Annotated in this window: 21 protein-coding genes and 1 pseudogene; 10 read left to right on the top strand and 12 right to left on the bottom strand. The window is 72.9% G+C overall.

Features of this window, described 5'->3' with window-relative positions:
• Positions 1 to 701: 701 nt before the first annotated feature.
• Complete coding sequence (locus DV20_RS12070; RefSeq protein WP_043779404.1) at positions 702 to 1,940, bottom strand: MFS transporter; 1,239 nt, start codon at positions 1,938 to 1,940, stop codon at positions 702 to 704.
• Positions 1,941 to 1,994: 54 nt separating this feature from the next.
• On the opposite strand from DV20_RS12070, the gene DV20_RS12065 reads away from it, so the two are divergent.
• Positions 1,995 to 2,711, top strand: coding sequence for an AraC family transcriptional regulator (locus DV20_RS12065; RefSeq protein WP_043779402.1), 717 nt, complete (start codon positions 1,995 to 1,997; stop codon positions 2,709 to 2,711).
• A 66-nt stretch (positions 2,712 to 2,777) separates the two neighbouring features.
• On the opposite strand, the gene DV20_RS12060 is transcribed toward DV20_RS12065, so the two are convergent.
• From DV20_RS12060 to DV20_RS12050, 4 genes and pseudogenes are all read right to left on the bottom strand, one after another.
• Positions 2,778 to 3,239 (bottom strand): nitroreductase/quinone reductase family protein, encoded by a 462-nt coding sequence (locus DV20_RS12060; RefSeq protein ID WP_043779400.1) that lies wholly within the window; start codon positions 3,237 to 3,239, stop codon positions 2,778 to 2,780.
• 56 nt (positions 3,240 to 3,295) lie between these two features.
• Complete coding sequence (locus DV20_RS46495; protein ID WP_235190798.1) at positions 3,296 to 3,505, bottom strand: zinc-binding dehydrogenase; 210 nt, start codon at positions 3,503 to 3,505, stop codon at positions 3,296 to 3,298.
• 128 nt (positions 3,506 to 3,633) lie between these two features.
• Positions 3,634 to 4,296 (bottom strand): annotated as a pseudogene (locus DV20_RS12055) (alcohol dehydrogenase catalytic domain-containing protein); the annotation flags it as partial.
• A 4-nt stretch (positions 4,297 to 4,300) separates the two neighbouring features.
• Positions 4,301 to 4,897, bottom strand: coding sequence for an NADPH-dependent F420 reductase (locus DV20_RS12050; RefSeq protein WP_043779398.1), 597 nt, complete (start codon positions 4,895 to 4,897; stop codon positions 4,301 to 4,303).
• Positions 4,898 to 5,049: 152 nt separating this feature from the next.
• Between DV20_RS12050 and DV20_RS12045 the strand changes: the two genes are divergently transcribed.
• The 3 genes from DV20_RS12045 (at position 5,050) to DV20_RS12035 (ending at position 9,608) form a co-directional block, all read left to right on the top strand.
• On the top strand, positions 5,050 to 5,661 hold the full coding sequence (locus DV20_RS12045; protein WP_235190797.1) for a TetR/AcrR family transcriptional regulator: 612 nt from the start codon (positions 5,050 to 5,052) through the stop codon (positions 5,659 to 5,661).
• A gap of 157 nt (positions 5,662 to 5,818) precedes the next feature.
• The gene (locus DV20_RS12040; RefSeq protein ID WP_043779393.1) at positions 5,819 to 6,526 is read left to right on the top strand and encodes a hypothetical protein; all 708 of its coding nucleotides are present in this window, start codon (positions 5,819 to 5,821) and stop codon (positions 6,524 to 6,526) included.
• A 292-nt stretch (positions 6,527 to 6,818) separates the two neighbouring features.
• Entirely contained in the window at positions 6,819 to 9,608 is a 2,790-nt protein-coding gene (locus DV20_RS12035) for an AfsR/SARP family transcriptional regulator (RefSeq protein WP_051735918.1), read from the top strand.
• Positions 9,609 to 9,644: 36 nt separating this feature from the next.
• Here the strand turns inward: DV20_RS12035 and DV20_RS44850 are convergent, their stop codons facing one another.
• The 4 genes from DV20_RS44850 to DV20_RS12015 form a co-directional block, all read right to left on the bottom strand.
• Positions 9,645 to 10,121 carry a hypothetical protein gene (locus DV20_RS44850; protein WP_160169713.1) on the bottom strand — a complete coding sequence of 159 codons (477 nt, stop codon included), beginning with the start codon at positions 10,119 to 10,121 and terminating at the stop codon, positions 9,645 to 9,647.
• 155 nt (positions 10,122 to 10,276) lie between these two features.
• The gene (locus DV20_RS12025) at positions 10,277 to 11,215 is read right to left on the bottom strand and encodes a hypothetical protein (RefSeq protein ID WP_152603679.1); all 939 of its coding nucleotides are present in this window, start codon (positions 11,213 to 11,215) and stop codon (positions 10,277 to 10,279) included.
• Positions 11,216 to 11,350: 135 nt separating this feature from the next.
• Positions 11,351 to 12,859, bottom strand: coding sequence for an FAD-dependent monooxygenase (locus tag DV20_RS12020; RefSeq protein WP_043779388.1), 1,509 nt, complete (start codon positions 12,857 to 12,859; stop codon positions 11,351 to 11,353).
• 69 nt (positions 12,860 to 12,928) lie between these two features.
• Positions 12,929 to 13,543: an acyl-CoA-like ligand-binding transcription factor gene (locus DV20_RS12015; protein WP_051735917.1), complete on the bottom strand. Its 615-nt coding sequence runs from the start codon at positions 13,541 to 13,543 to the stop codon at positions 12,929 to 12,931.
• 147 nt (positions 13,544 to 13,690) lie between these two features.
• Here DV20_RS12015 and DV20_RS12010 point away from each other — a divergent pair, with 147 nt between their 5' ends.
• From DV20_RS12010 to DV20_RS12000, 3 genes are all read left to right on the top strand, one after another.
• A complete protein-coding gene (locus DV20_RS12010) occupies positions 13,691 to 14,920 on the top strand; it encodes a serine/threonine-protein kinase (RefSeq protein WP_043779384.1) in 1,230 nt (409 codons plus the stop codon).
• Between the two features lie 214 nt (positions 14,921 to 15,134).
• Positions 15,135 to 15,989, top strand: a complete 855-nt coding sequence (locus DV20_RS12005; RefSeq protein WP_043779381.1) for an LLM class flavin-dependent oxidoreductase — start codon at positions 15,135 to 15,137, stop codon at positions 15,987 to 15,989.
• A 230-nt stretch (positions 15,990 to 16,219) separates the two neighbouring features.
• Entirely contained in the window at positions 16,220 to 16,723 is a 504-nt protein-coding gene (locus DV20_RS12000) for an AAA family ATPase (protein ID WP_043779380.1), read from the top strand.
• 15 nt (positions 16,724 to 16,738) lie between these two features.
• Here DV20_RS12000 and DV20_RS11995 read toward each other — a convergent pair whose 3' ends face one another.
• Positions 16,739 to 17,227: a beta-class carbonic anhydrase gene (locus tag DV20_RS11995; RefSeq protein ID WP_043779377.1), complete on the bottom strand. Its 489-nt coding sequence runs from the start codon at positions 17,225 to 17,227 to the stop codon at positions 16,739 to 16,741.
• A gap of 234 nt (positions 17,228 to 17,461) precedes the next feature.
• Between DV20_RS11995 and DV20_RS11990 the strand changes: the two genes are divergently transcribed.
• Positions 17,462 to 18,418 (top strand): L-threonylcarbamoyladenylate synthase, encoded by a 957-nt coding sequence (locus DV20_RS11990; protein ID WP_235190796.1) that lies wholly within the window; start codon positions 17,462 to 17,464, stop codon positions 18,416 to 18,418.
• A gap of 25 nt (positions 18,419 to 18,443) precedes the next feature.
• Here the strand turns inward: DV20_RS11990 and DV20_RS11985 are convergent, their stop codons facing one another.
• Positions 18,444 to 19,085 (bottom strand): carbonic anhydrase, encoded by a 642-nt coding sequence (locus DV20_RS11985; RefSeq protein WP_043779372.1) that lies wholly within the window; start codon positions 19,083 to 19,085, stop codon positions 18,444 to 18,446.
• Between the two features lie 546 nt (positions 19,086 to 19,631).
• Here DV20_RS11985 and DV20_RS11980 point away from each other — a divergent pair.
• Both DV20_RS11980 and DV20_RS11975 read left to right on the top strand, forming a co-directional pair.
• A complete protein-coding gene (locus DV20_RS11980; protein ID WP_043779370.1) occupies positions 19,632 to 20,471 on the top strand; it encodes a helix-turn-helix domain-containing protein in 840 nt (279 codons plus the stop codon).
• A gap of 35 nt (positions 20,472 to 20,506) precedes the next feature.
• Entirely contained in the window at positions 20,507 to 21,493 is a 987-nt protein-coding gene (locus tag DV20_RS11975) for a hypothetical protein (RefSeq protein ID WP_043779512.1), read from the top strand.
• 28 nt (positions 21,494 to 21,521) lie between these two features.
• On the opposite strand, the gene DV20_RS11970 is transcribed toward DV20_RS11975, so the two are convergent.
• Positions 21,522 to 22,385, bottom strand: a complete 864-nt coding sequence (locus DV20_RS11970; RefSeq protein WP_043779368.1) for a LysR family transcriptional regulator — start codon at positions 22,383 to 22,385, stop codon at positions 21,522 to 21,524.
• Between the last annotated feature and the right edge of the window lie 90 nt (positions 22,386 to 22,475).

Raw genomic sequence — 22,475 nt, 5'->3', positions numbered from 1 at the left:
AATCTCCTTTCGAAATGGTGCACAGCTGCCACGAAGATCTGGAGTGAGGCCATCGCGGAGACGGCACAGTTGCCGAGGAAGCCACGGTCGCGCTGACGCCGTTGAGCGGCTGGACGCGGGCGCCTCGGTTACCCGTGGCCGCGGATGGTGCTCTCTTGGCGGGGGGAGGGCGGATGGCCTCGGACGCCCGGGTGTCGTTCGATGTCGCTCGCGGAAACCGCGGCTACTGCCGAGAAGTCGGGTTACCGCTCGCGTCGGCGAGCACGGTCCACCGTGACGCGGAGGGCACGGGGCACCACTCGGCCGGGGCGGACGGCGGATGCGCCCCGCGGCTGCGGTCGATGGTGCTGTGGCCCTGGAGCGTTGTGGCGCGTCGTGGTCGGGAGAACGTCGTTGATCTCATCGAGCCCACCTGGTCGGTCGTGATCGGCGTTCGGGTGAGGTGGCGGATTTACCACTGAAATCTCGTCACGATCCGTGAGCGAACCGACGGGGATGACGTGGGGGACCAGTGGAGCATCAACCAACCCGAGATGCTGGAGCGTTCCAGGTGGCGGCCGCGGAACCGGTTCCATCGAGACAACTGACAGTAAACCGCCCCCATTGGGGGACGTCAAGACGCTGGACCGCAAATTTCCCACCACCACGGTGCGTCACGGACGGCTGAGTGGACCTGGGAACCGCGGCCGGGCCGAAGCGGATCAGCCGCCGGTCGTGTACCGCCGGAACGGCCGCACCAGGACGGCTGCCGTGACGACCAGCACCACGCACATCAGCGCGGGCGCCGACCACGCCACGGTGAGCGGAAACGCCGAGGCCATGATCCCGGCGCGGACGTCGCCGAGGCGGGGACCGCCGGCGACGACGACCGTGTACACCCCCTGCAGCCGGCCGCGCATCCGGTCGGGGACGGCGGTCTGCAGGATCGTCTGCCGGTACACCGCGCTGACGAGGTCGGCCGCGCCGGCGATGACGAGCAGCGTGACCGCGAGCCACAGGTCGGGGGCCAGGCCGGCCAGCGCGACGGCGCCCGCCCAGACGGCCACCGCCGCGGCGAGGGCGGCGCCTTGGCGCCGCACCCGGCCGATCCAGCCGCTGGACAGCCCGGCCAGCACCGAGCCGATCGCGATGGAGGAGTACAGCAAACCGGCTCCGCCGTGCCACCGGGTCTCGGCGGCTTGGGGGTACAACGCGGTCGGCATGGCCAGCACCATCGCGGCGATGTCGAGGAGGAACGACAGCAGCAGAACCTGGCGGCCGGCGAGGAACCGCAGGCCGTCGAGGACCGACCGCAGCCCGGGACGGCCGATCGGGTCCGCCGAGGGCAGGGCGGGCAGCCGGAAGGTGGCGTAGAGCGCGGCGGTGAACAGCACCGCGTCGGCGCCGTAGGCGTAGCAGAAGCCGTTCGGGAGTCCGATGAGGACACCCGCGACGAGGGGCCCCAGCACCTGTCCGACTGTCGAGGCGGTGTAGCCGAGCGAGTTGGCCGCGGGCACCAGGCCGGGTGCGACGAGGGCCGGGGTGATGGCCCCGCGCACAGCGGACGACACGGCGAAGCCGCCGGACTGGACGGCGACGAGCGCGAGGATCACCGGTACCGATCCGAGCCCGGCCACCGCCTGGGCGAGCAGTGCGAGCGTGACCGTCCAGGTCAGCGCCGACGACGCCAGGTACAGGCGTCGCCGGTCCACGGCGTCGGCGACCGCGCCGCCGTAGAGCCCGAACACGAGGATCGGGACGAGCCCGGCCAGCCCGGCGAGACCGACGTCGAACGACGAGTGCGACAGGTCGTAGATCTGCACGGGCACCGCGACTTCGGTCACCATCGTCCCGATGACCGCGGCGCCCTGGCCGAGGAAGGTCCGGCGGAACACGGGATCCGCCAGCGGCCGCGTGTCCACGGCGATCCGCCGCAGGAGGTCCTTCGAACCGGTCGTCATGCGCTCACGTTCGCAGCACCCACCGGAGTCGCACTTCCGATAATCTGTCGACTTGTGTCAGAAAACCGCCACCGGCACGCCGCCGGGCAGGTCATCGAACGGCACCGGCACGACGAGCACCAGCTGGTGTACGTCATCCGGGGGGTGCTCGCGGTCCACACCGACCGCGGCGCGTGGGTCGCCTGCGCCGACCGCGCCGTCTGGATGCCCGCCGGAACCTGGCACGAGCACCGCGTCTACGGCGCTTCCGAGGTCCTCACCCTCATGTTCCCGACGCACGACGCGCCCTTGGACGGCGCCGCGCCGACGGTGATCGCCGTCAGCACGCTGCTGCGCGAACTGCTCCTCGCCGGTACCGAACCCGGTCTCGGCGCCGCGGAGGCCGGCCGGCTGCACGCTGTGCTGCGTGACCGGCTCCGCCGCGCGCACGACCAGCCGCTGACCCTGCCCGAGGCCCGCGACCCCCGGCTGGCCCACGCGTGCCGGCTCGTCACCGACGACCTCAGCCGGCCCCGCACGACGGCGTGGCTCGCCCGGCACACCGGCACCAGCGAGCGCACGCTGTCCCGCCTGTTCCGCCTCGAGTTCGGGACCACGTATCCGCAGTGGCGCACCACGACGCGCGTGTTCCACGCGATGATCCAGCTCGCGGAGGGCGCCAGCGTCACCCAGACCGCGCACCGCTGCGGCTGGGCGACGCCGAGCGCGTTCGTCGAAACGTTCACCCGGACCATGGGCCGCACGCCCGGCAGCTACCGGGCCACCGCCTGACTTGCCGGGCGTCCGGCCCCTCCGTCGGCGAACCCGCGCCCGGCAAGTTCCGCGTGGTGAGTCCGGTCAGCTCTGGGTGGGTTCGAGCAGGATCAGCGGCACCTCGCGGTTGCCGGCCTCGGCGGCCTGGGCGCGAAGGCCGGCGAAGAACGGGTAGAGCTCGTCGGCGTAGGCCAGCCAGTTCTCCCGCTCGGCGCCTTCGGCCACCCGGGCGGTCATCAGCCGGCGATCGGGACCGTCCTGCAGCTGCACCGTCGGGTGCGTCACGAGGTTGTGGAACCAGCTCGGGTTGCGAGCCTGGCCGCCGGCCGCCGCGCCGACGGCGTAGACGCCGTCACGCTCGATGCGCATCAGGGCGACCTTGCGCAGCTTGCCCGAACGGGCGCCGCGCATGGTCAGCACGACCACCGGGCCGCCCGCCGTCGTCGCGCCTTCGCGGCCGTCGGTGCGCTCGTAGAGCTCGACCTGAGCGCGGGTCGTCGCGTCGGCGCTGGGAACGTACTCGCCTTCGAGCAGATCTGTTGTCATGTCGGAGAATTCCCTTCGTGGGGTGGGTTTTCACGCGCCGCTGTGGTTCACCGGCTTCAGCCGGTCACCCGGATCACGGTCTTTCCGATGGTCCGGCCGCTTTCGGCGAGGGCGTGCGCCGTCTTCATGCTTTCGGCGGTCAGGCCCTCGAGCGTGGTGGTGACGATCGGGCGCAGCCGGCCCGCCGCGACGTCGTCCGCCGCGCGGGCGAGGATCCGGCCCTGGCTGCCGACGTCACCGCCGGCCACGATCCTGCTGAACACCATCTCGCTGTGCAGCGACAGTGACTTGGCCGTGAGGCTCCGGGGTCGAAGGGGCCGGCGAGGTCGGTGGCGGCCAGGTGACCGAAGGGGCGCAGCACCTCGGCGATCGCGCCCAGGTGGCCGCTGGTGCCCGAGGTCGAGAGCACCAGGTCGACGTGGTCGATCCCCGCCGCGCGGAGCTGTGCGGCCAGGTCGGCGCGGTGGTCGACGACCAGATCGGCGCCCATCTCCGTCGCCCACTTCCGCGACTCGGGTCGCGAGGCGGTGCTGATCACGAAGGCCGGCGTCGTGGCCTTGAGCAGTTGCGTGGCCATCGACCCGACGCCGCCGGCTCCGCCGACGACGAGCACGCGGCCGACACCGGGCGGCAGCGCGTCCTGGTCGCGGAACAGCGATTCCCAGGCCGTGAGGACACCGATGGGCAGCGACGCGGCGTCGGTGAACGCGAGCCGGTCCGGGATCTTGGCCACCACCCGGTGGTCGACCGCGACGCGTTCGGCCCAGCTGCCGTCGCGGGTGATGTCGCCGGTGCCCATCACCCGGTCCCCGGCCGCGAACCCGGTGGCCGCGGGCCCGGCCGCGGCGACGACCCCGGCGAACTCCCAGCCGAGGACGACCCGTCCGCCGGGCTCGGCGCTGCGCGTCTGCCGGATCGCGGCTTCGCCCGGGTTGATGCCGATCGCGCGGACGTCGACCAGCAGGTCGCCGTCCCGGAGCCGGGGTTCGGCGACTTCGGTCAGGGTGATGGCGAACGCGTCGAGCGCGTGGGCCTTTTCGTAGGCAAGCGCTTTCACGGCTTCAGTCCTGCCTGAGGGCGTGCAGGGCCGAGAGCGGGCCGCCGATCTGCATCAGGCGGCCGCCCTCCCGCAGCGTCCCGGCGTCGACCGGCGCGAACCCGAGGCCGTCGGCGACTTCGTGGAACGTGGTTTTGGCCGCCGTGTCGTCGCCGGCGTAGAACAGCAGCTGCCGTCCTTCCGCGTGCCGGGGATCGGCGGCGATGTACGGGGCGTAGAGGGTGTTGAAGGCCTTGACCACGCGCGCGCCCGGTGCCCGGTCGGCGACGAACTCGCTCGCCGTGTCGAACCCGAGATCGGCGACGGCCGGCCGCATCGACTCCAGGTTGTTGGTGGTGTCGACGAGGATGCGGCCGTCCCATTCGGGCAGGCCGGCCAGCGCGGCGCCGACCTGCGGCCACCCCACGGTGAGGAAGACCATGTCGGCGGCGGCGGCTTCGCCGGCCGTGCCCGCGCTCGCGAGCGGTCCCAGCCTGGTCACGACGTCTCCCAGGGTGTCCGGGCCGCGGCTGTTGCTGAGTGTCACCTTGTGGCCGGCCGCCACGAGGTGCCCGGCGATCGCCTGCGCGACCGTCCCGGCGCCGATGGTTCCGAAGTCCATGACCGTCCCTTCAGTCTTCGATGACGTCCGTCATCATTAGCAATGATGGTAGTGGTCATCATTCACTGTCAAGCGGGGCTCTCCCGTCGACATCCGATTTGATGATGAGTATCATCGGAAGACGCAGCCGGCTCGCGAGGAAGGTGTTCGACGTGCCCCGCATCACGCAGGAGCAGAAGCGGCTCAACCGCGAGAAGATCGTCAACGCGGCCGGCGCGGGGTTCCGCTCGCGCGGCATCGACGGCATCGGCATCGAGGAGCTGATGAAGTCGGCCGGCATGACGCACGGCGGGTTCTACAACCACTTCGCCTCGAAGGACGACCTCGCTCTCGAAGTCCTCCACCAGGGCTTCACCGACTCGCTCGCGTCGCTCGAGGCCATCCGCGAGGCGCATCCCCGCTCGGCGCGCGCGGCCCTGCACGACATGATCGACGGGTACGTCAACGCCGAGCACCGCGACCACCCCGAGGCCGGCTGCGCCTCGGCCGCCCTCGCCTCCGACGCCGGCCGCCACGGACCCGCTGCCCAGGCCGAGTACCGACGGGGGCTCGACGGCTACTTCGCCGCCATCACGGACATGCTGCTCGAACGCGCACGCCAGTCCGGCACCGAGCTCACCGCCGTCGAAGCCCGCGAGCGCGCCGTGGCGCTGTTCAGCCAGATGGTCGGCGCGCTGACCCTCTCCCGCGCAGTGGCCGACGCCGCCCCGGACCTGTCGGACGAGGTCTTGGCGGTCAACCGCAGGCGGCTCAAGAAGTTGTAGCCCGGCCGAGTCGAGAGGGCGGGATCGCCGGCCGGTCAGGGTGCCTCCCCGGGTCATCCCCGGGGCTGATCCCGGCTCGCCGATCGGCCTCCGGGCTGAGCGAAAGTGCCCACCACGGTCCGATCCGGACGACGGCGGCGGGTGGGACGGTGTCCCCATGACCGAAGATCGCGGGTTCCCCGGACGCTGGGTCGGCGGCACCGCCCTGATCCTGGGACCTTTGCTGCTGCTCACCGGAACCCTGCTGCGGGCGCCGTTCCCCTTCTTCTTCCCGCACCAGATCGCCGCGGCCACCGCCCACCCGGTGCTGATGACCGCCGCCTACAGTGCTTTCCTGGCCGGGAACGTGCTGATGGGGCCGGCCGTCGTGACGCTGGCCCGGAACATCGGCCTGCGAAGACCCGCTTGGGCGGCGTGGGGCGGCACCCTGGTCGTCGTCGGCCTGTTCGAACGCACTTTCCACGCGGGCATCGACCACGCGGCCTTCACCGTGGTGCGCCACCGCGGACCCGAGGCGGCGACCGGGTTCGTCACCGACCTCTACCAGGATCTCCACCTGTTCAGCTTCTTGTCCTTCACCATCATGTTCGGCTGGTACGTCCTCGCCATCGGCGCCTATCTCAGCGGCGCGCTGGGCAGGATCCGTTCGATCGCGCTCGCCACCATGGGTTTGCTGCCGCTCGGCGTGCTGAAGGGAACCGAGATCGTGTCGATCATCGGTACCACCGGACTGGTCGTCGCCCTGCTCCCGGCGGGTGTTCGCCTGCTGCGCGGCGGACCACGGCCGAGCCGCAAGGCGATCCTGCTCACCGGGCCCGCGGTCCTGGGCCTGGCCGCGCTCGGCTACGTGAGCACCCTCGGCTGAACCGCGCCGGCTTCAGCGAGCTGCGGGCTCTCTCGTGTGCCGACGCCCGGCCGGCACCGAACACGGGGGAGCCGGTCCGGCGCGTCCCCGTCCGATGGTCCCTCGGGCTTTCGAACCGGAGCTGCGCCGATTTCACCCGATCGATGATTCGGCGAACTCGGGCAGCGGAGTCTCGCTGGTCGAGGTGCGGACGCGGTACGCCGGCCGGTGCGCGGGGACCGGCGCACCCGGCGTGCCACCGGCCGGTGACCGTATCCTGGACCTCGGTGCCGGTTCGGGGAGGGATGGCGCGGTGCTGCGTTTGCTGGGCGAGGTGAGCGCATGCGTCGACGGCGCACCGGTCGAGCTGGGGCATCCCAAGCAGCTGTGCGTGCTCGCCGCGCTGGGTGTGGAGCACGGCCGGGCGGTGCCGATCGAGCGGCTCGTCGAGCGGGTGTGGGGCGGCGCCGCGCCGAGACGCGGTCACGAGACGGTGCACAGCTACGTGTCGCGGCTGCGGCGGGCGCTCGGTCCCCTGGACGGCGTCACCATCGTCCGGCGCCCGGGCGGGTACGCGCTGACGGCGGACACCACGCCGGCCGCCGTCGACCTGTACCGCTTCGAGGACTTGCGCGCGCAGGCGGAGGCCGACACCGACGACGAGCGGGTGGCCGTGCGGTTGAGCGAAGCACTGGCGTTGTGGCGGGGCCGGCCGCTGACCGGCCCGGCCGGTGACTGGGTCGAAGCGGAACGCGAGCGGCTGGAACGAGAACACCTCGCCACCCGGCTGGAGCTGATCGAGACCCGGCTCCGGCTCGGCCAGGGCACGCGGCTGGTGGCCGAGCTCGCCGTCCTGGCCGCCGCGCACCCCTATGACGAGCGGATCGCCGGCCAGTACATGACGGCCCTGCACCAGTCCGGGCGGACGGCGGACGCGCTCGGCCACTACCAGGCGGTCCGCGCCCGGCTGGCCGGCGAACTGGGCATCGACCCGGCCGCCCCGCTGGCGGACCTGCACGGGCGGATCCTGGCCGCCGGTCCGCCCGGGCCGGCGCCGGTTCCGCCCGCGCCGGTGCCGCGGCAGCTGCCGCCGTCGATCCGGGACTTCACCGGCCGGGCGGACCACCTCGCCGCCCTGGATGCCCTGCTCCCGCCCGCCGACGGCCGCGACGGCGGGCACGCGGTCGTGATCTCCGCGCTGGACGGCTCGGGCGGCATCGGCAAGACCACCCTGGCCGTGCACTGGGCCCACCACGTCCAGCACCGGTTCCCCGACGGCACGCTCTACACGAACCTGCGCGGCTACGGCCCCGGACGCCCCGCGAGCGCCGACGAGGTCCTCGACGACTTCCTGGTCGCCCTCGGGGTTCCGGCGGCGGCCCTCCCGGCCGGGCCCGGCGCCCGGGAGGGGCTGTTCCGCAGCCTGCTGGCCGGACGCCGGGTCCTCCTCGTGCTGGACAACGCGAACAGCGACGAGCAGGTGCGGCCGCTGCTGCCCGGGACACCGGGCTGCATGGTGCTGACCACCAGCCGCGACAGTCTCACCGGGCTCGTGGTCACCGAGGCCGCGCACCGGCTCACCGTCGACCTGCTCACCGAGCCGGAGGCGCTGCGGCTGGTCACCGGCATCATCGGCCCCGCGCGGGCCGCCGCCGAGCCGGAAGCCGTGGCGGAGCTGATCGCGCTGTGCGCGCGGCTGCCGCTGGCGTTGCGGATCGCCGCCGGGCGGGCGGCGGCCCACCAGCACGTCTCCGTCGCCGACATCGTCGCCGAACTCGCCGACGACCACTCCCGGCTCGACGCGCTGAGCTGGGGGCGGGACCCCCGGGCGGCGGTCCGCACGGTGCTGGGCTGGTCCTACGACCGCCTGCCGCCGCCGCAGCAGCTGCTGTTCCGCCGCCTCGGCCTGCACCCCGGCCCGGACGTCTCCCCGCCCGCCGCCGCGGCGCTCGTGGGCCGTTCGCCGCACGAGGCGCACCTGCTGCTCAGGGCCCTGGCCGACGCACACCTCATCGAGCCCGTCGCCGGCGGCCGCTACCGGTTCCACGACCTCCTGCGGGCCTACGCGGCCGAGCGGGCCCGCGAGCACGACACCCCCGCCGACCGGCGCTCGGCCCTCGACACGCTGCTCACCTGGTACAGCCACACCGCACACGTCGCCGACCGGCGGCTCTACCCGGCCAGCACGCGGCTGGTGGCCGACCTCGCCGAACCCGCCCACCCGCACGCACTGGCCGACCGCGAGCACGCCTGGGCCTGGTTCACCGCCGAGCGGGCCAACCTGGTGGCGGCCCTGCACCACGCCGTCGCCGAGGGAAGGGACGCGCATGCCGTGCACCTGGTGGACGCGTTCGGGTTTCTCATCCTGATGGGCGCCTGGGAGGAACGGATCGAGACGGCCGACGCCGCGCTGATCGCGGCCCGCCGGTCCGGCGACCGGGCGCACGAGGCGAACGTCCTGCTGGCCCGCGGGGAGGCCTTGACGCACCTGAAGCGGCCCGAGGCGGAAGCCGACCTGGTGCGCGCCGTGGAACTGGCCCGCGAAGCCGGCATCCGGCACATCCGCATCTCGGGCCTCAACGACCTGGGCCAATGGCTGCGCCGCCGGGGCCGGCCCGCCGAGGCACTACGCCACCTCGAGGAGGCGCTGGCGCTCAGCCGCGGCGTCGACACCGGCCGGTGGGAGGCCATCCTGGAGGGGATCATCGGGGACGTGCACGCCGATCTGGGGAACCACCGGCAGGTGCTGGAGCACGGCGAGCGCAGCGCGCGGCTGCGCCATCGCATCGGTGACGCCGACGGCGAGGCGTGCGCGCTGGCCGTGCTGGCCAGGGGGTGGCAGGGGATCGGTGAGCACGACCGGGCCATCGCGCACTGCCGGCGGGCGATCGCCCTCGGCCGGCGGTCCCTCGGCAGCCAGGACGCCACGCTCGCCGAGCCGCTGGCGATCCTGGCCACGTCGCTGCACCGGCTGGGTCAGGTGGCCGAAGCCGTCGCCTGCTGGCGGGAAGCCGCCGCGATCTACGCGGACCGGGGGCTGGACGCCGACGCCGCGGCGATCCACGACCGGATCCGGGCGGCACGCTCCGCGGTGGCCGGCTGAGCCGCCCGGCCCGGGTCTTCCGGGCCGGGCGTCCGGTCAGCGGATGATGCCGGTGTGGCCGGTGGCGAGCAGCGAGCCGGTGTGGCTGCTGAACTTCTGCGAGTACGCCTGGAAGGTCCAGCGACCGCTCAGGCCGGTCAATTTCGGCGTCCAGCACCGAGTCTGACCCGGAGCGATGCGCTTGTTGCCGCCCGGGTCGTCACAGGTGACGGTTTCGGTCAGCCCGCCGTCACGGAAGCGGTTGAGGTAGACCTGCGCGTACTCGCTGACCGTCATCGGGCTGTTGTAGATCGCGAAAGCCCAGTAGTCGTAGTTGCCGTCCCGGCAGACCTCGACGGTGCCGATGCTGCCGCCGCCGCTCACCGGGGTGATCGCGGCCGCCGGTTGCACGACGACTCCGTAGCTGCTGCCGTACTGGCAGTGCGGTGCGGCCTGGGTCTGTGCCGAGGCGGCCGGGGTCAGGCACCCCAGGGCCGCCACCGCCACGCCGAGCGCCGCAATGACCTTCTTCACCATGTGTTCCTCCGCATCCGTCGAGCGGCGGTTGCCGCGGTCACCACGATGCGGAGGCCGCCGTGTGCCGCCCTGGCGGAATTCCTGGAACGCCCTGGTCAGGGGGCCGACCGGGGGCGACGAAGACGAGTCCCCGTCCGCGGCAGGGCGGGGGGTCAGGTTTCCGTTTCCTCTTCCTTTTCGCCGGTGCCGACCGTCGCCGGTTCCTTTTCCGTTGTCGGCTCCGGTGGCGGTGGCAGGCCCGGTTCGCTCGCCGTGTTGGGGTGTTTCACGGTCACTGTTTCGTCGGACGGCGTCTCCGGGGCCTTCCGCTTCTTCTCGCGGGGCTGCAGGGCCGTGGGCTTGAACGTCGCCTCGAACGTGGGCCAGTCCGGCATCTTCCCGTAGGTGTCCACCAGGTCGTACCACGATTCGGCGTCGACACTCCGCGCCTCGAGCGCGTCGAAGGCCGGCGGTGCGGTGCCGGACTTGCCGGCCAGGCGGCGAATCGCGCCGTTGACCATCTCCAAGTAAGCGAACTGCTCCTTGCCGATGAGGCCCAGCCGGAACGCCTTGAGCTTCGCACCGGGGTCGACCGGTACGGTGGGCTGCACCCCGAAGATCCGGGACACGACCTGGTCGGCCGCCTTCACGTCGAACGGCCCGGTGCCGTCGGTGCCCGTGCGGAGGTGCCGGGATGAGACGTAATGATAATGGTTTCCGTCCGGATCCGTCACGTGGTACGACTCGAAGTCGTGCGCTTGGATGTTCTTCCAGGTGGCCAGTTTGGTTCGGACCGGTATCGAGACATGCCAATCCGAGCCCGCGTCGATCATCAGATAGTACGGATGTCCGCGCCGCGGCTTCAGGTAGGTCATCAGCTGCACCATCTGTTCGCTGATCCCGGAGAAGCCGGACAGCTTCATGCGCTGCACCACCGGCGCGGATGGCCCGCCGCGCCCGGAAAGCAGCTGTCCGAGAGCGCGATTCCCCGCTGCCGCCTGCAGAGACAGAAGGTGTCCCGCCGCCGAAGGCAGGCCGCGCGAGGCGCGGCCGGCGCCGGACGGACCGGCGCGGCCCTCGACGTCGTGGGCCGGTCGATACCTCTTCACCATCCCAAGATCGCACCCCGGCCGGCCGGGACCCCGCCCGATGGGGCGGACATCGGGGCCGGATCGGTTGCCCGGTCAGCCAAGTCTCGCGGCCGGGGGGCGTGCATCGGGTCGCGGGCCGACCGGCCCGGGGGTCCTTCAGGCGTTGACCGGGACGCCGAACCAGTGCCGGGCCGTGTTCCGCAGCTCGTCCTGGTCGGGATGGTTCTCGGACGACGCCCACGCCACGTAGGAGTCCGGGCGGAGCAGGAGCGCGGTGACGTCGGTGGTGGCCGTGGCGCGGACGGTTTCGACGCCGTCGGCGTGCAGGCCGCCGTCCTCGGTGAGGTCGATCAGCAGCGGTCTGCCCCGGCGGGCCAGTTCGGCGAGGCGGATCGTGCCGTCGGGGGTGTGCAGGTCGAGATCGGGGGCGGGCCAGCCGGCCAGAGGGTGGGCGTCGCCCGCGACCGGGTAGCGGACGTCCGCGCCGGCGACGAGCCGGGCGAGCGCGCGCACGACGCCCGGTTGGGTGAGCAGCTCGCCGAAGATCTCGCGCAGGCCGGTGACGTCGTCGCCGGGGGCGAGCAGTGCGGCCTGGGTCCGGGAGTAGGTGATGGTGCGGTCGGCGATCGGGCGCCGTTCGGTCTCGTAGGTGTCGAGGACGTCGGCGGTGCCGTTGATCGCGGCCGCGAGTTTCCAGCCCAGGTTGATCGCGTCCTGCATGCCGAGGTTGAGGCCGGTGCCGCCGGCGGCGAAGACGTGTGCCGCGTCGCCGACGAGGAAGACCCGGCCGTCCCGGTACCGGTCGGCGACCCGGGTGTTGCCGCCGTTGATCCGGCGCAGCACGTGCGGGCCGGGGCCGGGTGGCGGCCCGAGCGGCACGTCGGTGCCGAGCACGCGGTGGACGCTGGCCCGCAGCTCCTCGAGGGTCATGGGCGTGCCGGTTTCCGGCTCGTCCCACTCGACGGTGGCGACCAGCGGGGGAAAGCCGGGCAAGGGCGCGTAGGAGAACCCGCCGCGTGCGGTGCGGACGGGCAGGAACGGCAGGACCGGGCCGTGGCCGGGGACGTTCAGCGCGCCGGTCGCGGGATCGAGCCAGTCCGGCGGCACCGTCACGTGCGCGGAACGGCTGGTGGTCCGGTCGTAGGTGACGCCGGGGAACCCGATGCCGGAGGCCTTGCGCACCAGGCTGTGCGCGCTGTCCGCGCCGACGACGTAGCCGGCCCGCAGCTCGTAGGTTTCCGCGTCGGGGCCGCGGACGGTGAGGGTGACGCCGTCGCCGTCCTGGGTGAGGCCCGTGAGCTCGTGACCGCGGCGGATCTCGGCCCCGAGTTCCGTGGCGCGTTCCTCCAGAACCCGCACGGTCTTCAGTTCCGGCACCGGGAGGTTGTAGATCGGGCTGTCCTCGAGAAGACCGAGGTCGAGCGGCATCGCGGCGAACATGAAGTAGCTGGTGTTGGGCTGCGGCGGCCCGGGCCGGCCGCTGAGCCGCTCGAACAGCCCGCGGCGGTCGGCCATGCGGACGACCTGGCCGACGAGGCCGTTGGACCGGGGTTGCGTGCTGGGCTCGGTCAAGCGTTCCAGCACGACGGGGCGGACGCCGCCGAGCGCGAGTTCGCACGCGAGCATCAGGCCGTTGGGGCCACCGCCGACGATGACTGCATCCATGGTTGTCGCTCCTTGTTTTCGGGCATGCCGAGGAGCCCGTCGAGCGGGCTTTTGCCGGTGTGGCGGGGGTCAGTGCGGTTCCGGGAGCCCGGCTCGGATCCGGTCGAAGACCTCGCGGAGCAGGAACACCAGCGATCGGGTGGGGTCGCGGGTCCAGTGCGCCATCGCCGTGCCGAGCCCGGTGCTGACGACCGCGGCGACGAGCTGGGGGTACAGGTCGCCGACGGCGTCGGTGTGGGTGCGCTCGGCGATGGCGACGGTCAGCTCGTCCTGTGCCGCGGCGTGCGCGCGGAACACCTCGTGCTGGATGTCGGGCTCGGCGAGCAGTTTCTGCAGTGCCGAGGAGTACCGGTCGTCCGGTGGGCCGGCCCGGCCGGGCGGCGGCTCGAACTGCGCGACGACCGCGTGGACGAGTGCGTCCCACAGTGGTTCGCCGGCCGGGCGCTCCCGCAGCACCTCGGCGATGCGCTGCCCTCGTTCGATGTGCGCGGCGACGATGGCTTCGGCCTTGCTGGTGAAGTAGTTGCGGAAGGTGCGGCCGGAGACGTTCGCCGCCGCGGCGATGTCGTCCACCGATACGTTGCCGAATCCGCGTTCGAGCACGAGCGCGATGGCGGCGTGGCTCAACGCGAGACGGGTCTCCCGCTTCTTGCGTTCGCGCAGCCCGCCCTCTTCGGTCGTCATGTCCGCCACCCTAGCCAAACTTTCCAACTTTGCAAAGTTTCCAGACTGGAAAGTTTTACCCGGTGACCGGTCCGCCCCCGAAGTCGCGTTTGCGGGCACTTCCGTGGCGGGTACCGGAGGAACAGCCGAGCGGGAGGGGACGGGCCGATGACGAACGAGCTGCCGGGCGTGATCGGCGGGCGGTACGAGACCCGGGCGCTGATCGGCCGGGGAGCCACCGCCCGGGTGTACCGGGCCGTCGACCGGGAACTGGGGCGCGAGGTGGCCGTCAAGCTCTACGACAGTCACGGGGTGGCGGTGGAGCAGCTGCGCCGGGCGCGGGAGAAGTCCTTGCTGGCCAGCGTTCAGCACCCGGGGATCGTCGCGTTGTTCGACAGCGGCGCCGAGGGGGACTCGCCGTACCTGGTGATGCAGCTGATCGACGGGGAGAACCTCGCCGAGCGGTTGTGCGCCGGACCGTTCACGGCGGAGGAGGTGAGCGGGCTGGCGGTCCGGCTGGCGGACGCGCTGGCCCACGTCCACGGCCGGAACATCGTGCACCGCGATCTGAAGCCGGCGAACGTCCTGCTCGGCCCGGACGGCCCGGTGATCACCGACTTCGGCATCGCGCACGCGCTGGACTCCACGCGGATCACCGGCACCGGCCTGGTCACCGGCACGGCGGCCTACCTGGCGCCGGAACAGATCCTCGGGGAGGTGCCCGGGCCGCCGGCCGACGTCTACGCCCTCGGGCTGATCCTGCTGGAGTGCCTGACCGCGCGGCTCGAGTTCCCCGGCGCCTTGGCGGAGTCGGCGTTGGCCCGGTTGCACCGGGCGCCGCGCGTTCCCGACGGCACTCCGGACGCGCTCGCGGACACGTTGACCCGGATGACCGCCCGCGAGCCCGCGGACCGGCCGGGTGCCGAGGAGATACCGCGGTTGCTGCGCGCGCTGCCGACGGCCGCGGCGCCGTCCGTCGCTCCGCCGTCCGTCGCTCCGCCGTCCGTCGCTCCGCCGGGCGGGCGGCGGCGGGTGCCGGCCGCGGCCGGTGGCTTGGTGACCGTGGCCGCCGCGGCGGTGCTCGCGGTGGTGTTCACCAGTCCGGCCGATTCCGGGACCACGCGGGTGCCCCTGCCCGCGGCCGCACCCCCCACCAGCTCCAGCGCGGTCCCTCCGTCGAGCACGGGCTCTCCGGCTTCGGTCGTCGTGGTGGCCTCGTCACCGGCTGCGAAGCCGGTGACGGCGGGCGTGGTCGACGTCGCGCACCCGAAGCCCGGCCCGGCGAAGCCGGCTGGTGGTCCCGTGACACCCGACGGCGGCCCGGTGAAGCCTGGTGGCGGTCCGCGTCCGGCCGCGGGGAAGGCCGTGGGGCCGCAAGGGGCGGCGGGCAGGCCGTGACCACCCGGACCGCGTGCGCGCGGTCCACTATGCGCATCCGTTGACTCCTTGCCCGAGCTGGACGCCTCCGACCATGCCCGCGGGCACCCGGATCCCGGGTATCCAGGGGCAGTATCGCCGCGTGGCTCCGCCGAGCGGCCGGTCTCGCGATCATGCTGGGAAGCAACGGAGGGCGGCCCGTACCGGTCGCCTCGATCAAGGAGAATCCCGAAGAATGCGCATCGGAATCGGCCTGCCCAACCAGGTCCGTGACGTCAACCCCCAGCTGATTCCTTCCTGGGCGAAGCGCGCCGAGGAGCTGGGCTTCGCGAGCTTGGGTACCGTGGGCCGCTACGCCTACCCCGGAGTCAGCGACACCGTCACGCTGGCTGCCGCGGCCGGCGCCACGACCGAAATCGCTTTGCTCAGCACCGTTCTGGTCGCCCCGGCGTGGCCGGCCGCCCTGCTGGCCAAGGAGGTGGCGGGCATCGACGGGGTTTCCGGCGGCCGGCTCACCCTGGGCGTCGGTGTCGGGATGCGAGCCGACGACTTCGTGGCCGACGGGTACGGCCTGCGGGACCGGGGCAAGAGGTTCGACGACGACCTCGCGGTCTACCGCGAGGTGTGGGACGGCGCCGCGGTGGGCGGCGGAACCAACCCGGCGGTGCCGGCCGGAACGCGCCGCGTACCCCTGCTCTTCGGGGGGTTCAGCCCGGCCGCGCTCGCTCGCGCCGCTCGCGAAGGCGACGGCTACATCGGTGGTTCCATGCCGGTCGAGATGGTGGGCCAGTCCTTCGACGCCGCCCGCGCCGCCTGGAAGGAGGCGGGGCGGGAAGACCCGCCGCGGCTGGTCGGCATCGCCTACTTCGCCTTGGGCGACGTCGAGCGGGGCCGGGCCGGAGTACACGACTACTACTCCTTCATGGGCGACGACACCGCCTCGATGATCGCCGGCACCCTCTCCGGCGGAACCGATGCGGTACGCGCCACGGTCAAGGCGTTCGACGAGCTCGGTGCGGACGAACTGGTCCTCAACCCCACGGTGGCCGACCTCGACGAGGTCTCCCGCCTCGCGGATGCCGTGCTGTAGCGGTGTTCCGCGGGCTGGACGGGCAGCACGAGTGCGCTGCCCGTCTCGCGCCCATCCTCCCGCGGCGGAGAACCCCTCTCGGCGGGGTAATCCCGGAGGCAGCCGCCCGGGCGGTCTAGGCTGCCGGACGTGACGATGCCGGCGGAACCCGGGGCGCGCAACGCGGCGGAAAGCGTGACGACCGCCTGGGAACAGATCATCGTCTGGCGCGCGTCCGGCCTCGGGGCCGGATGAAGGCCGCCGTTCTGGTCGTGCTCGGTGGCCTGCCGGGCACCGGTAAGTCCACTGTGGCCCGTCCGCTGGCCCGCGCGCTCGGTGCGGCCTACCTCCGGATCGACACGATCGAGCAGGCTCTGGCGGACTCCGGCGAGCTCGCGGAGCCGCCACGGGCCGCGGGGTACGTCGCCGGCTACGCGCTCGCCCGCGACCAGCTGGCCAACGGCGTCGACGTCGTCGCCGAGTGCGTGAACCCGCTGAAGATCACCAGGGATGCCTGGCGCGCGGTGGGGACCCGGGTGCTGGAGGTCGAGCTCGTGTGCTCCGACCCGGCCGAGCACCGTGCCCGGGTGGAAGGGCGGGTGGCCGACATCCCGGGGCTCCGGCTCCCGTCGTGGCGGGACGTCGTCGAGCGGGAATACGAGCCGTGGGATCGCGACCACCTGGTCATCGACACGGCTGTCGTGACCGCGGCCGAGAGTGCCGAGCTGATCCTGCGGCAGCTCAACCGGTCATGACACGCCGGACCCGGCTCACTCCACTTCGTTCAGCCTTCCGGTGGCGACGTCGAACACGAAGCCCCGCACGGAATCCTTCTTCGGGACGAACGGGCTGTTCCTGATCCGGGCGATCGACTGGCGGACGTCTTCGCCGGGATCGGTGAAGGATTCCGCGGCCCAGGCCGGCTTGACGCCGACGTCCTCCTGGATGGACTTCTTGAAGTCGTCGTCGGTGAAGGTGAGCATGCCGCAGTCGGTGTGGTGGATGAGGATGATCTCCTCGGTGCCGAGCAGCCGCTGGCTGATGGCGAGGGAACGGATCTCGTCCTCGGTGACGACGCCGCCGGCGTTGCGGATCACGTGTGCGTCACCCTCGTGGAGACCGAGGACGCCGTAGACGTTGATGCGGGCGTCCATGCAGGCGAGCACGGCGACGTGCTTGGCGGGCGGCAGAGGCAGCGGTCCGGTGAAGTTCGCGGCGTATTCGGCGTTGTTGGCCAAGAGCTCGTCGGTGACCGACATGGTGGTCCTTCCTCGTGGTGGCGTGGACCGAGTGGACGCGCGCGGGCCGTCGCGTGCAACCGTGCCCACGAGCTGGGAGGCCGTAGGTGCGCGGTCGGCCCCGCGGACGCCGGTCAACCAGCCGGTTCTACGCTGGTCCAGGACGTGGTGACCGCGCCCGGGCCCCCGCTCGAGCGTGAAGACCACGCGAGGCGCCAGCGGAACGGTCGGAAAGGTTGAACGGTGACAGCGAGCGTGAGTGATATCGGCAAGGCGGCCGGCGTCCTGCGCGCCGGGGGCCTGGTCGCCGTCCCGACCGAGACGGTGTACGGGCTGGGCGCCAACGTCGAGGACCCCGCCGCCGTCGCGCGCGTGTTCCAGGTCAAGGGCCGTCCGCCGACCCACCCGCTGATCGTCCACCTCGGCTCGGCCGAGCAACTGGGCGACTGGGTCGCCGACGTGCCCGAGACGGCGCTCGTGCTGGCCGGGCACTTCTGGCCGGGACCGCTCACGCTCGTCCTGCGCCGCGGCCGCCGGGTGCCGCTGGAAGCGACCGGCGGGCTGGAGACGGTGGCCGTCCGGGTGCCCGCCCACCCGGTCGCGCTCGAGCTGCTGTCGGCATTCGGGGGCGGTGTCGCGGCGCCGTCCGCCAACCGCTTCGGCTCGGTCAGCCCCACCACGGCCGACCACGTCCGTGCCGAACTCGGCGACGCCGTCGACTTCGTGCTCGACGGTGGCCCCTGCGACGTGGGCGTCGAGTCGACCATCGTCGACGCGACCGGCGAAGTACCGGGCATCCTGCGGCCCGGTGGGGTGACGCCGGAGGAGCTCGAAGCGGTGCTCGGGCGCCCGGTCGGGGCCGGCGTGACGAACCACATCCGGGTACCGGGACAGCATCCGTCGCACTACGCGCCCCGGGCGCGCGTGGTCCTGGTCGAGCCGGCGGAGATCGCCACCACAGCGCAGGCTGCGCAGGAGCGGGGACACCAGGTGGGCGTCCTCCTGCCGCCTTCCTGCGCCGACGTTCCGGTGAAGGCGCACGCCGTGGTGGCGGTCCCGCCGTCGATGGCCGGCTACGCGCGCGGGCTGTACGGGTTCCTGCGGGAACTCGACCGGCTGGGATGCGACCTCATCGTCGCGTCCCTGCCGGCGGAAGAGGGGCTGGGGCTCGCGATCGCCAACCGGCTTCGCCGCGCGGCCGGTCCCCGTTGACCGTGCCGAGGGGCCGGGAATTCGGTCAGGAAGCGGAGCCGGCGTTGACGTCGACGCCGCGGGCCGCCACCACGTCCGCGCGGCCGTCGGCCAGCCGGTAGCACAGGCCCACCACCGCGGCCTGGCCCGCCTCGACCCGGTCGGCGAGCACGCGGGAGCGCTCCAGCAGCAGGTCCACGGTGTGCCGGACGTGCTGGGCGAGGATCTCGTCCGGTTCCACCCGGCCGGCCGCCCGGGCCGCCAGCACGCTGGGGGTCACCCGCTCGACGACGTCCCGGATGTACCCGCTGGGCGTCACCCCGTCCTCCAGGGCGGCGGACGCGGCGCCCACGGCACCGCAGGAGTCGTGGCCGAGGACCACCACCAGCGGGCAGTCCAGCACCGCCACGCCGTATTCGATGCTGCCCAGGACCTCGGAGCCCGCCACGTGGCCCGCGGTGCGGACGACGAACAGGTCACCCAGGCCGCGGTCGAAGATGATTTCGGCGGCCAGCCGGGAATCGGAACAGCCGAACAGCACGGCGAAGGGGCGCTGGCCGGGCGTGACCTCGGCGCGCCGCGCCGCGTCCTGGTTCGGGTGCTCCGGGGCGCCTTCGACGAAGCGCCGGTTGCCGGCGAGCAGCAGTTCGAAAGCGTCGGCGGGGGTCAACGATTCGATCATGGGCATACCTGCAGCCTAAGCCCCGGCATCCCGCGCACGAAAGCCAGCAGGTGGCGATCGGGCGTCGCCGTGTCAGGGAGAGCCCGAGAGCCGACCGTTCCGTCAACGTGCTGGATGCCACCCTCATGCTCGACGTGGACCGGTTCGCGGCCGAGGCGTTCGGCGCCGAGGACCTCCGGGTACCGGCGTTCTCGGCGCTGCCGATCGCTCCGGAGCCGGACCGGTCCCTGAACCCCGATGATGCGGTTGCACGAGCGGGTCAGGAGGCTGCCGCAGATCACGATCGCCAAGGTGCGCGGGCCGGCCCGCGGGGGCGGTGCCGAGCTGCTGACGGCGATGGACCTGCGGTTCGCCTCCTTGGAGCGCGCCGGGTTGGCGCAGAACGAGGCGGCGGGCGCGCAGACCCGTGACGGGGGAGCGGCGCCTGGAGGCCATCTTCGCCGAACTCCGGTAGCCGCGTCGAAGTACCCTCCGCCGGCCGGACCCGGCCCGCGGCCCGGGTGGTATCGGCGAGTCCTGGTTGTCCCACCGCCCGAAGATCATGCTGGAACCGTGGAACGGAACGAACTCGCGGGCTTCCTCCGGCGCCGTCGTGCGCTGCTGCAACCGGGGAACGTCGGGCTCCCGGCCGGTGGACGGCGCCGGACGCCGGGGCTGCGGCGGTTCGAGGTCGCCCAGCTGGCCGGCATGTCACCGGACTACTACGCCCGGATCGAGCAGGGGCGCGGTCCTCAGCCGTCGGTCGCGGTGCTGACCGCGCTGGCTCGCGCGCTGCGGCTGACGTTCGACGAACGCGACCACCTGTTCCGCCTCGCCGGTCATCCCGCGCCGCCTCTCGCGGGTGGTGACGAGCACGTCGGCCGCGGCCTCCTGCGGCTGCTGGACGGACTGGCGGGCCTGCCCGCCATGGTCGCCTCCGACCTGAACGTCGTGCTCGCGCAGAACCCGATGGCGGATGCCCTGCTGGGCGAGCAGACGCGGTTCCGCGGCCTCGCCCGCAGCTGCACCTACCGGTGGTTCACCGGCCCGGACCTGCGCGGGCGTTACCCGGCGGAGGACCACGAGCACGAAAGCCGGGCGCAGGTGGCGGACCTGCGGGCCACGCTCGCGGCCCGCCCCGCCGATCCCGTGGCGGTGAAGCTGGTCGGGGCGTTGCGCGCGAAGAGCGAGGAGTTCGCCCGCCTCTGGGACCGGCACGACGTCGCGGTGCGGCGCAGTGACCGCAAGCGCGTCCTGCACCCCGCCGTCGGCCTCGTCGAGCTCGACTTCGACGTCCTGGCCACGGCCCGGGCCGACCAGCGCCTGATCGTGTATTCACCCGCGCCGGGCACCGCCGCGGTCTCCCAGCTGGAGCTGCTGGCCGTGCTCGGCCAGGAACAGTTCACCCCGTGACCGGCGCCGGCCGACTCCTCGCCCGAAAGGAAGCCATGTCTTTCCCGCAGCCCACCAGCTCGTGGCGGCGCGTCGCCACGCTCGGCCTCGCCGCTCTGCTCGCCGCGAGCGCCACCGCTCCGGAAGCCTTCGCGGCCCCGGCGCACCGTGCCGGCGGTACCCGCCTGGGTGAGGTGCGGGTCGTCGCCCGCTTCGACCGGTCGGCGGGCCAGGTCGCCGAAAGCATCGCCCCGGAGCCCGGCGGCAGCGTGGTCATCGGCATGATCCCCGCCCGCCAGGTCGTGCGGGTCGCGCCGGACGGGGTGGTCCGGGTGCTCGTCACCATGCCGCTGCCCCCGGGCGGCGGCGGCACCACCCCGGTCATCGGCGTGCCCGTGGTCACCGGGGTCGCCCGGGCGGACCGCGGCGACGTGTACTTCCTCTACTCCTCGGGGCAGGGCGGGCTGACCGGGATCTGGCAGGTCCGCCCCTCCGGCGCGCCCCGGCTCGTCGTGCCGCTGCCCGCCGGCACGATGCCGAACGCCTTGGTCATCGACGGCGGCCGCTTCCTGGTCACCGACTCCGCCGGCGGGCGCATCTGGCAGGCCCCGCTGCGTGGCGGCGCGGCTTCGGTGTGGTCGGCGGACCCGGCTCTGGCGCCCGACGGCTTCTTCGGCGCGAACGGCCTGAAGGTCCACGACGGCGCCGTGTGGGCGAGCAACTCCGACCGCGGCACCATCGTCCGCATCCCGGTGGCCGGGGGTGGCCGCGCCGGCCGCGCCGAGGTCCGGGCCACGGGACTGGCCGGCATCGACGACTTCGACTTCACCGGCCGGGGCGACGAAATCCTCGCGGCGATCAACCAGGCCGGCCGGCTGGTGCGCGTCGGACCGGACGGCAGCCGAGCCACCCTGCTCGACGCCGAGGACGGTATGCAGGGGACCACCGCCGTCGTCGTGCGGGGAAACCGGGTCTACGTCACCAACGGCGCCAACCTGGCCGGCGACAACCCGAACCTCCTGCTCGCGCGGCTGCGGTACTGACTCTTCTCGAGCGGCCGGGGCGGGACAGCTAGGGCACCAGGCTCGCGGCCGCGTCGAGGAACGCGTCGATCAGGGGTGAGCGGCCCGTCGCGAGCCAAGCCAGGCACACGCGGTTCGGCCCGATGTCCTCGATCGGGATGCCGATGACGTCCGGGCGGGTGTAGAACGTCGCCGTCGACCGGGGGATGACGCTGATCCCCGCGCCGGCGGCGACCAGTTCCAGCTTTTCTTCGACACTGTGGATGCGCGGCACTTCGGGGCGGTCCGGCTCGCGCAGTTCGAAGGCGATGTCCCGCCACTCCGGGACGGCGTCGGGGTCCTGCAGCAGGTGCTCGTCGGCGAGTTCGGTGACCGACACGGACTCCTTGCCGGCCAGCCGGTGCCCGGCGGGCACCATCACGACGCGGGGTTCGGTGAACAGCGGCCGGACGGTGAGCCCGCGCTGGTCGATCGGCAGGCGGACGATGCTGACGTCGACGCGGCCGTCGTGGACGACCTCCACCTGGTCGTGCCAGCTCGTGCGCAGCAGCCGGACGCCGACGTCCGGCCGCTTCCGGGCCAGCGCCCGCACCGCCGGGGTGACCACGATGCCCGGCATGAACCCGACGGTGAGCACCGGCTTCGCCTCGGCCGCGGCCGTGACCCGCCGGTGCACGGCTTCGGCGGCCGCCAGCAGGTCCCGGGCGTCCGCCAGGAGCTGTTCACCCGCCGCCGTGAGGACCGTGCTGCGGCGGTCCCGGACGAACAGGGCGGTTTTCAGCTCGTCCTCGAGGGCGCGGATCTGGCGCGACAGCGCGGGCTGGGCGATGTGCAGGCGCGCGGCGGCCCGCCCGAAGTGCAGCTCTTCGGCCACCGCGACGAAGTACCGCAGCTTCCGCAGGTCGAAGTCCACGCCGGCGCACCTCCCGCTCCCATCATCGCAGGCCGGTGATGCCGTCGCGGCATCACAGCGCGCGAAACGGGTCTTGGACGCGCCGGGGGT

This window comes from Amycolatopsis rifamycinica (assembly GCF_000695625.1).
GTDB classification, from domain to species: Bacteria; Actinomycetota; Actinomycetes; order Mycobacteriales; family Pseudonocardiaceae; genus Amycolatopsis; species Amycolatopsis rifamycinica.
This window is presented reverse-complemented; position numbering and strand designations above follow the sequence as displayed.

Bases quoted from the DNA above. Each gene is read 5' to 3' on its own strand.
- DV20_RS11985 (WP_043779372.1), bottom strand. From the start codon at position 19,085: ATGCCCATGATCGAATCGTTGACCCCCGCCGACGCTTTCGAACTGCTG.
- DV20_RS12000 (WP_043779380.1), top strand. From the start codon at position 16,220: ATGAAGGCCGCCGTTCTGGTCGTGCTCGGTGGCCTGCCGGGCACCGGT.
- DV20_RS12060 (WP_043779400.1), bottom strand. From the start codon at position 3,239: ATGACAACAGATCTGCTCGAAGGCGAGTACGTTCCCAGCGCCGACGCG.
- DV20_RS46495 (WP_235190798.1), bottom strand. From the start codon at position 3,505: ATGGTGTTCAGCAGGATCGTGGCCGGCGGTGACGTCGGCAGCCAGGGC.
- DV20_RS12025 (WP_152603679.1), bottom strand. From the start codon at position 11,215: ATGGTGAAGAGGTATCGACCGGCCCACGACGTCGAGGGCCGCGCCGGT.
- DV20_RS12070 (WP_043779404.1), bottom strand. From the start codon at position 1,940: ATGACGACCGGTTCGAAGGACCTCCTGCGGCGGATCGCCGTGGACACG.
- DV20_RS11995 (WP_043779377.1), bottom strand. From the start codon at position 17,227: ATGTCGGTCACCGACGAGCTCTTGGCCAACAACGCCGAATACGCCGCG.
- DV20_RS11975 (WP_043779512.1), top strand. From the start codon at position 20,507: ATGTCTTTCCCGCAGCCCACCAGCTCGTGGCGGCGCGTCGCCACGCTC.
- DV20_RS12015 (WP_051735917.1), bottom strand. From the start codon at position 13,543: ATGACGACCGAAGAGGGCGGGCTGCGCGAACGCAAGAAGCGGGAGACC.
- DV20_RS12010 (WP_043779384.1), top strand. From the start codon at position 13,691: ATGACGAACGAGCTGCCGGGCGTGATCGGCGGGCGGTACGAGACCCGG.
- DV20_RS12005 (WP_043779381.1), top strand. From the start codon at position 15,135: ATGCGCATCGGAATCGGCCTGCCCAACCAGGTCCGTGACGTCAACCCC.
- DV20_RS12050 (WP_043779398.1), bottom strand. From the start codon at position 4,897: ATGGACTTCGGAACCATCGGCGCCGGGACGGTCGCGCAGGCGATCGCC.
- DV20_RS12040 (WP_043779393.1), top strand. From the start codon at position 5,819: ATGACCGAAGATCGCGGGTTCCCCGGACGCTGGGTCGGCGGCACCGCC.
- DV20_RS12020 (WP_043779388.1), bottom strand. From the start codon at position 12,859: ATGGATGCAGTCATCGTCGGCGGTGGCCCCAACGGCCTGATGCTCGCG.